Below are 13,635 nucleotides of genomic sequence, written 5' to 3'. Positions count from 1 at the left end.
ACGGCTGAAAAGAAACAGGCCAAAGCCAAGGCAATCAGCCCCTCACTCCCCCACCAACGCCCTCACCTGCTGCAACGCCGCCGGATCCTCCATCGTCGTCAAATCCCCCGGGTCCCTCCGCTCCGCCACCGCCTGCAACGCCCGCCGCAGCAACTTGCCACTGCGCGTCTTGGGCAGCACCGTCACAAAATACACGCGCGCCGGCCGCGCCACCGCGCCCAGTTGGCCGTCCACCTGCTTCATCACCTCGCCCTCCAGCCTCAGCCGCGCAGCGTCGTCGACCAACCCGGACGCATCCCGCGGCACTGCAAAAGCGATCGCCACCTGCCCCTTGAGCGCATCGGCAATGCCCACCACCGCCACCTCCGCGATGTTGGGGTGCGCAGAAATGCTCTCCTCGATCTCCCGCGTACCCAGGCGGTGCCCCGCCACGTTGATCACGTCATCCGTACGGCCCAGGATGAAGTGGTAGCCGTCGGCGTCCCGAATGCCCCAGTCGAAGGTGCTGTAGATCAGCCGGCCCGGGATGCTCTTCCAGTAGGTATTGACGAAACGCGCGTCGTCGCGCCACACAGTCTGCATGCAGCCGGGGGGCAAGGGGCCTTCGATGGCGACCACGCCTTTCTGGTTGGGCCCCGTCAGCTCCTGGCCCGTGGACTCGTCGATGAGCTTCACGTCGTAGCCATACATCGCCTTGCCCGGGCTGCCGAAACGGGTGGTCTGCGGCTCCACGCCGTTGGCCAGGGTCAGGATGGGCCAGCCGGTCTCGGTCTGCCAGTAGTTGTCGATGATGGGCACCTGCAGGGCATCGCTGATCCACTGCGCCGTGGGCTCATCCAGCGGCTCGCCGGCCAGCCACAGGGCCTTGAGGCTTTTGACGTTGTACCGGGCCAGGTAGGCCGGGTCCTGCTTCTTGAGCACCCGCACCGCCGTGGGGGCCGAGAACATGTGCGTGACCTGGTACTTCTCGACGATGCTCCACCACACGCCCGCGTCGGGCCGCGTGGGCAGGCCCTCGTACATGATGGTGGTCATGCCGGCGATGAGCGGGCCATAGACGATGTAGCTGTGCCCCACCACCCATCCGATGTCGCTGGTCGCGAAAAAGACTCCCACGCTCCGCCGCTCGCGCGGGTCGCTGCCCCCCAAGGGCGCCGCGTTGTCACCTTGGGGCGGCCCGGCGGTGAGAACCTCATCCCCCGCCTTGGCATCGAAGATGTGCTTCATGCTCGCGGCCAGTGCCACTGCGTACCCACCCGTGTCGCGCTGCACGCCCTTGGGCTTGCCGGTGGTGCCGCTGGTGTATAGGGTGTAGCTGGGGTGCGTGGCGTCCACCCATTCGCAGGGCACGGCCGTGCCCAGGTGCTGGGCGCGCAGGGCCGTCCAGTCATGGTCACGACCGGGCTGCAGGTGCATGGGGGCCAGGCCCCGGTTCACCATCAGCACGGCAGCGGGTTTGTGCTTCGACAGCGCGATGGCCTCGTCCAGCAGCGGTTTGTATGGCACCACCTTGCCGCCGCGCGACCCGGCATCGGCACTGACCACCGCCACGGGTTCGGCATCTTCGATGCGCGAGGCCAGCGACCCCGAGGCAAAGCCGCCGAACACCACCGAATGCAGTGCGCCGATGCGCGCGCACGCCAGCATGGCGAACGCGGCCTCCGCGATCATGGGCATGTAGATGAGCACGCGGTCGCCCTTCTTCACGCCCAGCGTCTGCAGCACCGCTGCCATGCGCTGCACCTCGGCGTGCAGCTCGGCAAATGTGTAGCTGCGCTCGGTGTCGGTGTCGGTTTCGGTGGAGATCGCCACCAGCGCAGGCTGGGTGGCCCGCTCGGCAAGGTGGCGGTCCACCGCGTTGTGGCACAGGTTGGTGGTGCCGCCCACGAACCACTTGGCAAATGGAGGGTTGCTGTAGTCGCACACCTGCTGCGGCGGGGTCTGCCAGTCGATCAGTTGCGCCTGTTCACTCCAAAAAGCGTCGCGATGGTCGATGGATTGGCGGTAGAAGTCGGTGTAGCGGCTCATGGTGGTGTGTCTCCTCGGCATCTCGGTGTGCCCGCCTGATGGCTGGTTTTGAATTCATAATTATTCATGACGGGCTTGCGGCAAACTGACGCTGCGATAGTCAAGGTGCCTCTGGGCCCGCCTCTGCGGAAAGCTTGCGATCGGCCCCTTGGGGGCGGGCTCAGGCGCGCTGCCGACAGAAGCCACTTGCGTTCCGAATGGCCTGTGGCCTGTCGCCCAGCTCTTGTGCTGCATAGGCGTCTGCGCAGGCCGCGCGCTGTACGCCATGGCGTGCAGTTCGGTGGGGCATGTGTGGCGCTTGCACCCTTGCACCGCGTGCATGTAGATAGTTGGAATGAAAACATGCCTCGCGGCCATCACCTCCCCTACAGTCACCGGGGCCGTGCCCGCACGGCCAGCCAGTACCACCGCACCCGACCCGCCCCACCCCGACCTATTAGTCGGCGCACCACCATGAGCCCACCTCCCATCGCCGCAGAAGCCTCCGCCCCAGAGCGCCCTGCCCCTGTCAGCTTTGCCGAGGCCTTCCGGTTCTGGCTCAAGCTCGGCTTCATCAGCTTCGGCGGGCCTGCAGGGCAGATCGCGATCATGCATGCCGAGCTGGTGGAGCGCCGCCGCTGGATCAGCGAAACGCGGTTTCTGCACGCCCTCAACTACTGCATGCTGCTGCCCGGCCCCGAGGCCCAGCAGTTGGCCACGTACATCGGCTGGTTGCTGCACCGCACCTGGGGCGGCATCGTGGCAGGCGCGCTGTTCGTGCTGCCGTCGCTGTTCATCCTGATCGGTCTGTCCTGGGTGTACCTGCGCTTTGGCGACGTGCCGGTGGTGGCGGGCATCTTCTACGGTATCAAGCCCGCCGTGACGGCGCTGGTGCTGCATGCGGCGCACCGCATCGGCACGCGGGCGCTCAAGAACCGCTGGATGTGGGGCATCGCCGCAGCGTCGTTCGTTGCAATCTTCGCTGTCGACGCGCCCTTTCCGGCCATTGTGCTGGCCGCGGGGGTGGTCGGCTATCTGGGTGCACAGCGCTGGCCAGGGGTGTTCGCGCTGGGGGGCGGGCATGCCGCTGCGCGCACGAGCTATGGCCCGGCGCTCATTGACGACGACACGCCCACACCCGCGCATGCGCGGTTTTCGCGCCGCCACCTGGCGCTGGTGCTCGGGGCAGGCCTGGCGCTGTGGCTCGGCGCGATGGCGCTGCTGGTGGCCACGCAGGGGTGGCACGGCACGCTCACCCAGATGGGCTGGTTCTTCACCAAGGCGGCCATGCTGACCTTTGGCGGTGCCTATGCGGTGCTGCCGTATGTGTACCAGGGCGCTGTGGAGCATTACCAGTGGCTCAGCGGCCCGCAGATGATCGACGGGCTGGCGCTGGGGGAGACCACCCCGGGCCCGCTGATCATGGTCGTGGCTTTCGTGGGGTTCGTGGGCGCCTGGCTGCAGCAAGTGTGGGGCCCCGACGCACTGTTCGCTGGCGCCGCTGCCGGCGCGGTGGTGGTGACGTTCGTGACCTTTCTGCCGTCCTTCATCTTCATTCTGACGGGTGGCCCGGTGGTGGAGGCCACGCACGGCAAGCTGGGGTTCACCGCGCCGCTCTCGGCCATCACGGCTGCGGTGGTGGGGGTGATCCTGAACCTGGCGCTGTTCTTTGCCTACCACCTGCTGTGGCCCCAGGGCTTCGCCGGCCGGTTCGATGCCTTCTCTGCCGTGATCGCGGTGGTGGCCGGCGTGGCGCTGTTCCGCTTCAAGACCGGTGTGCTGACCCTGCTGGGCGCGTGTGGTGCGGCCGGGCTGGCAGTGGTGCTGCTCAGGCCGTGGTTCGCCTGAGCCATGGAGCCGGGCAATCGAGCTGGGAAATGCAGCCGAGTTACGGTCTCGATGCGGCCAGGTGACAGGCGTTGTACCCGCCTGCTGGCCCGGTAGCGCGGCCTGAGGCACTGCGTCTTTTGACATACACAGTCTGCTCGATAATGCGGGTATACCCCGCAGCCACCCCTTGGCTGGCGGCTGTCATTGCCCCACGGGCAGCGGCAGCAGACAGATCAAATTTTCTACCGATGTGGTAGATGGCCACAGGAGCCGAGAGCGATGGCGCTGCATATCGAAGACATTGGCAAACAACTGGAAGTGGTCGCCAAGATCCCCGGCATTCCGGCGATCTTGAAACTGCTGCGCGACCAGACCGGTATGCGTTTCGTCGGTCTGGCAAGGGTGACGCCGGACCGGTGGATCACCTGCGCGGTCCTGGACGAAGGCGGATTCGGCCTGGTGCCTGGCGACGAGCTGGATGTGAACACCACCATCTGCAAGGCGCAACTGGGCGAGCCTCAGACGGTCGTGTTCGACGATGCGGACGCCGATCCCCTCTACTGCAAGCACCCGGCGCCACAGCTGTACGGGTTTCGAAGCCACATGTCGGCGGCCATCCACCTGGCGGACGGTAGCTACTTCGGCTCGCTGTGCGTGCTCGACCCCGACCCGGTGGTCGTCAACAACGAACGCAATATCGGCATGCTGGAAGGCATGGCTGCGCTGATCGGGCGGCTGCTGGACGAGAGCTTCGCGCACGGCGCCACCTTGCAGGCACTGAACGAGGAAAAAGCCGCGGGCTTCTCGCGCGAGCAGTTTCTGGCGGTGGTGGCGCACGACCTTCGCAACCCCCTGGCGACCATGCACGTGGCCAGCGAGCTCCTGACGCGCAGCCCCGATGCCGCCATGGGCCGCATCGGAAGGCGCCTGCGCAGCAGTGCCGCCCGCATGACGGGGCTGGTCGACGACCTCGTGGACTTTGCGCGCGGGAGGGCGGGCTCAGCCATGCCCATCCGCATGTCGGCCTGCCAGGACCTCGACGCCATCCTCGAACATGCGGTGCAGGAGATCAGGGACATCCACCCCACCCGGGACATCCGCTCGGACCTTCAGATGGGCGGCCCGGTGTGGTGCGATCCGGCGCGGCTTCAGCAACTGGTGTCCAACCTGCTCGGGAACGCCGTGACCTACAGTGCTGCGGACTCGCAGATCGTGGTGCAGGGCACCGTACAGGACGGCGAAGCCACGGTGGCCGTGACCAACTGGGGCAACACCATCGCCCCGGACCGCATCGACTGCATTTTTGCGGCCTACACCCGCGACAGCGCCCTGTGCGAGGACACCAGCTTGGGCCTGGGGCTGCACATCTGCCAGCTGATCGCGTCGGCACATGGCGGCACGCTCACCGCCAGCTCGGATGCATCTGCCGGAACCCGGTTTGCGATGCGCTGGCCGCCGAGCGCCGGCCGCTGACCGCTGACCTTCACGTCAAGCCGCCACGCTACCCGTAGGCGCACCGGCCTGGGCCATGCGCTGCTGCACCGCTTGCGCCAGCCAGGCCAGCGCGGGCAGCGGCCTGATGAAAACCTCCACGGCAATGACGCGGCCCTGCGCATCGAACTGCAGGCGGTCGATGCCCCTCACGGCATGCGGCCCCAGGTCGCCGTCGAAGCTCAAGGCGAGTTCCTGGCCGTTATCGCTCCACAACGCGTTGCCGTAGGCAAAGCGGCCATACAGGCTGAACGCGAGGCCCAGCACCATGCCCACGGCGGCCGCGCCGCACAGCGGCTGGTCGTCCAGCGGCGACCGCAGCACCACGTCCGGGTGCAGCAGGCGGGGCATCGCAGCAAAGTCACCCGCAGCGAACAGGGCGCGCCACGCGGCCAGGGTACGGGCTGCGTCGGCGTGCGCGGGGGTGTCGCAGGACGGGGGAGAAGAAGGTTCTTGCATAGCGGGTCTTCATAAGTTGGAAAGAAGCCCGCATGCTCAGGTCGGCGCGTCATCGGCGCAATCACCTCCGAGGTCATAGAACCCCGGCCGACTTGTGCCACCATCCGTCGCCATGTCTTTTGCCGACCCCTCCCCCACCGGCCACCCGCCGCCCCGCATCGGCCCGCTGCTGCGGGCGCTTCGCGTGCGCCGGGGGCACAGCCAACTGGCGCTGGCATTGCACACGGGCGTGTCGCAGCGGCACCTGAGCTGCCTGGAAACCGGCAAGGCCCAGCCGAGCCAGGCCATGCTGCTGGCGCTGTTGGATGCGCTGGGGGTACCGCTTGCAGAACGCAACCAGGCCCTGATGGCCGCGGGCTTCGCCCCCCACTACCCGCGCAGCGACTGGGACGCCCAGGGGCTGCTGCAGGTGCGAGATGCCCTGCGCCGCCTGCTGAAGGCCCACGAGCCAGCGCCCGCAATGCTGCTGGATGCCCAATGGAACCTGCTGGAGACCAACGCCGCCGTGCCCGCGCTGATGCGGCTCATCGGCTTTGTGCCGGGCCCTGCGACACCGGGCGAGCCCCTGAATTTGCTCGACCTCTTGCTGCGGCCCGACGGCGTGCAGCGCTGGCTGATCGACGCACCGCGTGTGGCGCAGGCCGTGCGGCAGCGCGCCGAAGCGGAAGCACCCTTCAACCCGGCCCTGGCCGCGCGTCTGCAAGCCATGCCTTCAGCCAGACACCGGGCAGCCGCCAACCTGGCGGTGGCGCCCCCGCCCCATTCGCCGGTGCTGTTGCTTCAGTTGCAGTCTGGTGCGGGTGTGCTCAGCTTCATGTCGGCCTACACCACGCTGGGCTCGCCGATGGACGTGACGCTGGATTCACTGCGCATCGACCACCTGCTGCCGGCGGACGCCAGCACCCGAGAGGCGCTGGAGCGCGAACTGGGTTAGCAGTCGGCCATTCGCAGTCTGTGGTTGCAACTGCCGTTTGCTATATTTTCAGTAGCTGGATGCGCCCGACCATCAAGCGCGAGGGCAGAAAACAACTCGACATGACAAGGCGGTGATGGTCCCTAGGGCCAACATGGAAACGCAACTGCCAAATGTCACGAACAGGCAGTGCGCTTTGCACAGCCCTCGGCGCCGAGCACTGCCGCCCCTTGGCTTGGTGCGGCGCCCTCCCCCTCAACGACTGCGCGGACTACTTGATGAGCGCCAGCACGTCCTTGAAGGCCGGGTGTTCGCAGCTGCCCAGCCACTCGAAAGCCACCATCTCGGTCGTCACCAGTTCGGCACCGGCGCCTGCCAGCCGGTCGAAGGCCGCGTCGCGGTTGCGCTCGGTGCGGGAGCCGCAGGCATCGGTCACCACCCAGACGTCGAACTCGTCCTCGATGAGTTGCAACGCCGTCTGCAGCAGGCACACATGCGCTTCGCAGCCCGCGATAACGATGGTGCCGCGCTCGGGCGCCTGCTGGGCGGGCTTTTGCAGGTGCTTGGGCAGGCTGCGTGCGTTGCCGCCCTGCGGCCGGGCGGGCGGACGCAGCCACTCGCCCAGGCCTTCTTCGGTGGCACTGAAATTCATCTTGGCCAGCGTCTTCTGGCACAGGGCGCGCAGCGCGGGGTCGTTGGCGCCCAGGCGCGATGGGTTTTGCTCGGTGCCCCACACGGGAACGTCCAGCATCGCCGCGATCTGTGCCAGACGGCGGGCGTTGGCCAGCACGGCGGGGCCCTCGAAAATGGCAGGCATCAGGCGTTCCTGGTAGTCGACCAGGACGAGTTGGGATTCTGTGGCGTCAAGCAGCATGGGTGTGGGCCATTCGGAGTGGCCGGTTCTCGGAAGATGGCCGCATTGTCGCAGCCCTGCCTGGCCGGGGGCGCCAACCGCCCGGGGATCAGGATGGCTGCAGGCGCAACAGCCGGCCCTGCGGGCTGTCGGTCAGCAGGTACAGCAGGCCGTCGGGTCCCTGGCGCACGTCGCGGATGCGCTCACCATTGCCTTGCAGCAGCTTTTCTTCGCGCTGCACCTTGCCCTGCGCCACCTCCAGCCGGTGCAGCGTGCCGAACTTGAGCGAGCCGACAAAGAGGCTGCCCTTCCAGGCGTCGCCATAGCGCGTGCTGGTCAGAAACGCCATGCCCGACGGCGCAATGGAAGGCACCCAGTAGTGCAGCGGCTGCTCCATGCCAGCCTTGGCCGTGCCCTCGCCCATCTTGCCGCCGCCGTAGTTCTCGCCGTAGGTGATGACCGGCCAGCCGTAGTTGCGGCCCGGTTGCGGCACGTTGATCTCATCACCCCCCTGGGGTCCGTGCTCGTGCATCCACAAGCTTCCATCGGGCGCCAGCGCGGCCCCTTGCGGGTTGCGATGCCCGTAGCTCCAGATCTCGGGCAAGGCCCCCTGGCGCTGGCGAAAAGGGTTGTCGGCCGGCACCGCGCCGTCGGGCGTGATGCGCACGATCTTGCCGTGGTGGTTGTCGAGCTTTTGCGCGTCGTCCTTGCGCTGGTAGCGCTCGCCCAGCGCCAGAAACAGGTTGCCGTCGGCCGCCTGTACGATGCGGCAGCCGAAGTGCAAAGCGCTGTCCACCTTGGGCCGCTGGCTGAAGATCACTTTCACGTCCTGCAGACTGCGCGCGTCGGCCGACAGCGTCGCACGCGCCAGCGCCGTGCTGTTGCCGGATGCGCCCGCGGCCGCCGGTTCCGAGAAGCAAAAGAAGATGCGGCGGTTGCGCGCGAAGTTCGCGTCGGTGACCACATCCAGCAACCCACCCTGCCCGCTGGCCGCAACCAGAGGCACACCCGCAAGCGCCGGGCCGACCTGCCCTGTCGCCTGCACGACACGCATGCGGCCTGGCCGCTCGGTCACCAGAAATTGCCCGTCGGGCAAGAAGGCCACCGCCCAGGGGTTGAACAGGCCGGTGGCTACCGGAGTCAGCGTCACGGCAGGGGCACTGGCCTGCGCGCCCGCGCTTCCCACGCCACCCGCTATCAAAAAAATAGCTGCACACGCCTTTGCAGCGAGCGCTGCCAGCCCATGTCGATTGCAATCCATCCCGCGACGCTCCTTGAATGCTGTCAACTTCACCATGTGCCCATCATCGGGCAAATGTTACAAATAACCACAAATTTCAGTCGGACTTTAAGCCGGGCGTGCGCAGCCGAGCACCACGCGCGAATGCACGCTCCCACAGGGGAAAGTTTGATTTACATGAACCAAATCAACAGCTTGCAGGGTTGATTATTTCTCATCACTAAGCGTACGTGTTACCCTCCGTCCCCATGTCCAGATGGCTTTGCATCCTCCTGGTGGCCTGCGCCACCTCCGCCCAGGCGGCGCCCCAAGGGGCCAACTCTGACGAGATGGACCGCTTCATTGCGGACAAAGGCCTGCTCACGCGGCTTGAAGACGTCAGTCAGCGTGTCGCAGACAAGGCCCACACGGTGGCGGACAACGCCTCCAACCTGGCCATCCACGCCATGGGTTTCCTCGGTGTGCCCTACAAGCGTGGCGGCAACAGCGCTGAAACCGGTTTTGACTGCAGCGGCTTCGTGCGCGCCATGTACGAACAAACGGTAGGCCTTTTGCTGCCGCGCCGTGCCGACCAGCAGGCTGCGGCCACCCAGGTCATCGACAAAAAAGACCTGCAACCCGGCGACCTGGTGTTCTTCAACACCATGCGCCGCAATTTCAGCCACGTGGGCATTTACGTGGGCGACAACAAATTCATCCACTCACCCCGCAGCGGCAGCGAAGTGCGCGTCGAAGACATGGGTGTCACGTACTGGGCCCGCCGCTTCAATGGCGCGCGCCGCGTCGCCACCGACAAGGACGTCGCCTCTTCCAAGTGAATCCGCGTGCAGCCGGGCATCTGTTCGTTACCGTGCACCACACTGGCTCCCACGCCCTACGGCTTGATCTGGTACGTCGTTTCCGTACTGCGGATCGGCCCGCCCACCACATTCACCGGTCCCGCTGACGGATCACCCCGCAAGATGGCTTTGGCCTTGGCCATGTCCGCCTGATAGCGGGCGCGTGCCTGGGACTCGCAGCTCTTGCGGTCCGCAGCGCCCATGCTGCGGCACTCTTCCAGGCTCACCTTCAAACCGCCGCCCGCTTCGCGGATAGCGGTTTGATAGTGCTGCTGCCGTGTGGTGTCCGGCACTGCGCCACGTGCCAACGAGGCATCATCGCCGCTTTGTGCCAGCGCCGTGCTGGGCGCAATCGCCGCGGCGCCCAAGGCCAGCGCGGCAACAAACACCAGAGGCAAAGATCGGGTCTTGAAGATGGTGGTCATGGCCTTCCTTTTGCTGTGCATGCCGGTCAATGTAGGCCGGGCAGGCAGCCATTGCCGCCAGCACCTGCCGCGCTACCATGTGGGACACCTCCCACAGGCCCGCCATGAACTCCCCTGCCCCCTTGCCCCTGGCCGCAGACACGCCGCACGACAAGAAATACCTGCACCGCCTGCTGTCGCAGCGCAACCAGCAACCCCAGGACGTGCGCGAGGTGGATGCCGCCATAGAGGCGGCCTTCGTGCGCGACGTGGCGATTCTGGTGCTGGACATGTGCGGCTTCTCGCGCATCACCGCCCGCCACGGAATCATCCATTTCCTGGCCATGATCCACCAGATGGAGCAGGCCGCACGGCCTGCCATCGAGGGTAACGGGGGCCAGGTGATCAAGCAGGAGGCCGACAACCTCTTCGCGGTGTTCTCCAGCGCCGAACACGCGCTGGAGGCGGCCCTGGACACGCTGCGCGCGCTCGAGGCGATGAATGCCGTCCTGCCGCCTGAGCGCGCCCTTGCGGTCAGCGCGGGCATCGGCTATGGGCCTACCCTGGTCATCGCCCATGAAGACCTCTTCGGCCCGGAGATGAACTGCGCCTGCAAGCTGGGTGAGGACATCGCCGGCCCGAGCGAGATCCTGCTGACCGAGGCGGCCCATGCGGCCTTGCCAGCGGAACGCTACGCCTTTGCAGCCAGCCAGCACGAGATCTCTGGCGTGACCCTGTCATCCCGCCGCTTCGAGCGCTGCCTGTACGAGCGGCCTCTGGGCGGCGAGCAATGACGCGCGGCTGAGCCAGCACGCTCTGCGCAGCGCCGGTTACGCCAGCCACCGTGACCCCGCGGGGACTGGCACAGGGCATCTTGTCCGACAGGTGCCGGGCCATGCTGTCCCTAAATTCCCAGACAACCGTTCATAACAAAAAGGGAATGATCATGATGGCTCTCATAGGCACTTTATTGGTCGGTCTGGTCGTCGGGTTGCTGGCACGCGCCTTCAAGCCCGGCAAGGACCAGTTGGGGTGGATCATGACGGCACTGTTGGGCGTTGCCGGGGCCTTCCTGGCCACCTACCTGGGCCTGGCCATGGGGTGGTACCAGCATGGCGAAGCGGCCGGCTGGATCGCCTCGGTGATCGGCGCCATGGTGCTGCTGGCCCTGTTCGGGCTCGTCCGCAGCAAGCCCTGACAGCGCGCATGCCATTGCAATCGCTCAGCGCACGGCTCCACTTAACATTTGAAGGCGTCCGGCAGCATCTGCGCGGCGCCCAACACACGCACCACACCATGCCCACTTCCTTCCAGATGGCCGCCGGCAACCCGGCACTCCAGGCGGCGGTCCAGCGCAGCCGCAAGCTGCTCCACCGCCGCGCCCTGGTGGCGGCAGCGGCCAGTGCCATGCCGATTCCGGGGCTGGACTGGGCGGTGGACGCCGCCCTGCTCTCGCGCCTGCTGCCACAGGTCAACACCGAGTTCGGCCTGTCTGCCCAGCAGATAGACCAGCTGGACCCGCACAAACGTGAACAGGTCCAGAAGGCCGTGAGCTTGGTGGGGTCGGTGCTGATCGGCAAACTGGTCACGCGCGAGCTGGTGCTGCGTGCCACCCAGAGCGTGGGCGTGCGCCTGACGACCAAGCAGGCCGCCAAATACGTGCCGCTGGCAGGCCAGGCAGTGGCCGCGGGCATCGGCTACGCCACGCTGCGCTACCTGGGCGAGCAGCACCTGCGCGACTGCGTGCGGGTGTTGCAGGAGGCAGACCTGCAGTTGCCCGCACCCGCTGCCACCCCCCGCCGCAAATAGCCCGCGCGGGCGCCAGCCTTACTCCGCCGCGCAGACGAAGCTGCTCGCATCCTCCACATTGCCCGACCCCTTGTACTTGGCGAATTGGGGGTAGGCACACAGAGGACGGGTGCGGTTGGGCATGTCGGTGTTGGTAGGCAAGGCCTTGGCCGCGATGGTCTCCGGCGCCACGCCCTTCTCCACCCAGTCCACCATGGCCTGGATCGAATCGAAATTGTCCGTGGCGGGGCCACCGGAGCAATGGTTCATGCCCGGTACCAGGAAGGTGCGCGCAAAGCTCTTCGTCGCTGCGATGCCGCCGTTGTTGGCCGCCAGGCGTTCGTAGTAGTCCATCGTGTCCTTCGCCGAGAAGATCGGGTCGGACATGCCGTGGATGAACAGCATCTTGCCGCCGCGCTGCTTGAAGGCCGCGAGCTTGTCGTCGCGGTAGGTGTCGTAGATGGCCGAGTACGCTTCCATGCGGGCCGGGTCGGTGTCGAAGTTGAACGTCAGCGGGTTGAACGTGAGGTCCGGCGGGGTGAAGAACTCGTTGACCAGGGCGTCCACCATCAGCGTGATGTAGCGCGCATCCGGTGTGGCAGTGGTGGAGCTGCCCAGCGTCCAGGCGCGCCAGCCGGGGGCGGCCAGGCCCGGGTCCCACGGCTGGCCGGCATACAGCGCCTGGCCTGCCGAGTTGCGCGGGCCAGCGAACACGCTCTTGAGCGCACCCACCTGGGCGCTGCTCAGGCAGTCGGCACCCTTGGCGCCGCTGCACTGCAGCACGGCCGGGTCGAACTGGCAGGCCTTGACGTTGCTCACCAGGCCATCGGCCACACCGTCCGCGGCGTCGCACGACGCTTTGACGCCGTTGGCCACCAGGTTCAGGTCTGCATTGCTGAAGGCTTGCGACAGGATGCGCTTGCCTGCGCCGTCCTGCGGGGCGATGGCGTTGAACTGGATGGTGTTCCACATCGCCGCCACCGTCGCGCCGCTTGAGACCCGCATGGCCGGCGCGCCTGCGGTGATGGCGTCGAAATAGTCAGGGAACCGCTGCGAGAACATCATGCCCTGCCGCCCGCCGCCGGAGCAGCCCGAAAAGTACGAGTGGTCGGGCTTGCGTCCGTAACGCGTGGCGATCAGCGACTTGGCGGCCACGGCCGTCTTGTCGTAGGAGTTGTAGGCATGGTCGATGCGGGCCTGCGGGTCGGCGCCGAAGCTGGCCGACGTGCCGCTGTGGCCCGCATCGGTAGACACCACCGCGAACCCCTGGCCCAGTGGCGACGGCGTGCCTACCGAAATGCTGGAGCTGAGCGAGGTGTCGCGCAGGATGCCGTCGTTGCCGCCACCGCCGATGAACAGGAAGCGCCCGTTCCAGTTGTCCGGCATGCTCAGCTGAAAACCGATGGCGTAGTTCTTGCCATCCACGCCCACACGCGGGTTGATGGCGCCGGTGACCACGCAGTGGCCCGGCAAAAAGCTGCCGGTGCTGGCACCGCCGGGGCGCTTGGTGTCTGCGGCCACGTAGCTGGTGCTGAGCGATGTAACCGCCAGGCCTGCCTTGGCGGGCAGTTCGGCGCAGGCCGCGGCCGGCGTGGCCTGCTGCGCCGACGCATCGCCGTTGCCGCCGCCGCAGGCGGCCATCAGCAAGGGCATGGCCAGCGCTGCCGGGACAACCTGGCGGCGCAGCCGGGATGAACGGCGCGAGGTGTTCGCGGCGGGTGGCTGGGCCCGCAAGGCATGGACAAAAGGCATGGCGTGTGTCTCCTCAAGTTGTCGTGGTGGTGATGGTTTGGGTGCTGCGCCCAGGCTCC

Annotated in this window: 13 protein-coding genes; 7 read left to right on the top strand and 6 right to left on the bottom strand. The window is 66.9% G+C overall.

All coding sequences use genetic code 11. The features are described 5' to 3' along the window. Positions 1 to 42: 42 nt before the first annotated feature. On the bottom strand, positions 43 to 2,028 hold the full coding sequence (locus tag ACSQ3D_RS09205) for a propionate--CoA ligase (protein ID WP_436126650.1): 1,986 nt from the start codon (positions 2,026 to 2,028) through the stop codon (positions 43 to 45). Positions 2,029 to 2,481: 453 nt separating this feature from the next. Between ACSQ3D_RS09205 and chrA the strand changes: the two genes are divergently transcribed. Next, the gene (chrA, locus tag ACSQ3D_RS09200) at positions 2,482 to 3,855 is read left to right on the top strand and encodes a chromate efflux transporter (protein WP_436126649.1); all 1,374 of its coding nucleotides are present in this window, start codon (positions 2,482 to 2,484) and stop codon (positions 3,853 to 3,855) included. Between the two features lie 261 nt (positions 3,856 to 4,116). Further along, positions 4,117 to 5,310 (top strand): GAF domain-containing sensor histidine kinase, encoded by a 1,194-nt coding sequence (locus tag ACSQ3D_RS09195; RefSeq protein WP_436126648.1) that lies wholly within the window; start codon positions 4,117 to 4,119, stop codon positions 5,308 to 5,310. 15 nt (positions 5,311 to 5,325) lie between these two features. On the opposite strand, the gene ACSQ3D_RS09190 is transcribed toward ACSQ3D_RS09195, so the two are convergent. Beyond that, positions 5,326 to 5,787, bottom strand: a complete 462-nt coding sequence (locus tag ACSQ3D_RS09190) for a nuclear transport factor 2 family protein (protein ID WP_056421337.1) — start codon at positions 5,785 to 5,787, stop codon at positions 5,326 to 5,328. 112 nt (positions 5,788 to 5,899) lie between these two features. On the opposite strand from ACSQ3D_RS09190, the gene ACSQ3D_RS09185 reads away from it, so the two are divergent. Beyond that, entirely contained in the window at positions 5,900 to 6,721 is an 822-nt protein-coding gene (locus tag ACSQ3D_RS09185; RefSeq protein ID WP_436126647.1) for a helix-turn-helix domain-containing protein, read from the top strand. A gap of 250 nt (positions 6,722 to 6,971) precedes the next feature. Here the strand turns inward: ACSQ3D_RS09185 and ACSQ3D_RS09180 are convergent, their stop codons facing one another. Together ACSQ3D_RS09180 and ACSQ3D_RS09175 are read right to left on the bottom strand one after the other, a co-directional pair. Beyond that, positions 6,972 to 7,574, bottom strand: coding sequence for an isochorismatase family protein (locus tag ACSQ3D_RS09180; protein ID WP_056421339.1), 603 nt, complete (start codon positions 7,572 to 7,574; stop codon positions 6,972 to 6,974). 88 nt (positions 7,575 to 7,662) lie between these two features. Then, the gene (locus ACSQ3D_RS09175; protein WP_436126646.1) at positions 7,663 to 8,814 is read right to left on the bottom strand and encodes a PQQ-dependent sugar dehydrogenase; all 1,152 of its coding nucleotides are present in this window, start codon (positions 8,812 to 8,814) and stop codon (positions 7,663 to 7,665) included. 227 nt (positions 8,815 to 9,041) lie between these two features. Here ACSQ3D_RS09175 and ACSQ3D_RS09170 point away from each other — a divergent pair, with 227 nt between their 5' ends. After that, positions 9,042 to 9,611 (top strand): C40 family peptidase, encoded by a 570-nt coding sequence (locus ACSQ3D_RS09170; RefSeq protein ID WP_056421341.1) that lies wholly within the window; start codon positions 9,042 to 9,044, stop codon positions 9,609 to 9,611. 56 nt (positions 9,612 to 9,667) lie between these two features. On the opposite strand, the gene ACSQ3D_RS09165 is transcribed toward ACSQ3D_RS09170, so the two are convergent. After that, positions 9,668 to 10,057, bottom strand: coding sequence for a hypothetical protein (locus ACSQ3D_RS09165; RefSeq protein WP_056421342.1), 390 nt, complete (start codon positions 10,055 to 10,057; stop codon positions 9,668 to 9,670). 104 nt (positions 10,058 to 10,161) lie between these two features. Here ACSQ3D_RS09165 and ACSQ3D_RS09160 point away from each other — a divergent pair, with 104 nt between their 5' ends. The 3 genes from ACSQ3D_RS09160 to ACSQ3D_RS09150 all read left to right on the top strand — a co-directional run bounded on the left by ACSQ3D_RS09160 (position 10,162) and on the right by ACSQ3D_RS09150 (position 11,845). Then, a complete protein-coding gene (locus ACSQ3D_RS09160) occupies positions 10,162 to 10,830 on the top strand; it encodes an adenylate/guanylate cyclase domain-containing protein (protein WP_056421343.1) in 669 nt (222 codons plus the stop codon). A gap of 152 nt (positions 10,831 to 10,982) precedes the next feature. Continuing rightward, a complete protein-coding gene (locus ACSQ3D_RS09155; RefSeq protein ID WP_056421481.1) occupies positions 10,983 to 11,234 on the top strand; it encodes a GlsB/YeaQ/YmgE family stress response membrane protein in 252 nt (83 codons plus the stop codon). A 98-nt stretch (positions 11,235 to 11,332) separates the two neighbouring features. Continuing rightward, entirely contained in the window at positions 11,333 to 11,845 is a 513-nt protein-coding gene (locus ACSQ3D_RS09150) for a hypothetical protein (protein ID WP_436126645.1), read from the top strand. 18 nt (positions 11,846 to 11,863) lie between these two features. Here the strand turns inward: ACSQ3D_RS09150 and ACSQ3D_RS09145 are convergent, their stop codons facing one another. Then, complete coding sequence (locus ACSQ3D_RS09145; protein WP_436126644.1) at positions 11,864 to 13,576, bottom strand: DUF6351 family protein; 1,713 nt, start codon at positions 13,574 to 13,576, stop codon at positions 11,864 to 11,866. Positions 13,577 to 13,635: the final 59 nt, after the last annotated feature.

Source organism: Acidovorax sp. LjRoot117 (genome assembly GCF_964252695.1).
GTDB lineage: Bacteria > Pseudomonadota > Gammaproteobacteria > Burkholderiales > Burkholderiaceae_C > Acidovorax.
The sequence above is the reverse complement of the archived record's forward strand: the minus strand, read 5'-3'. Positions and strand labels throughout refer to the sequence as shown.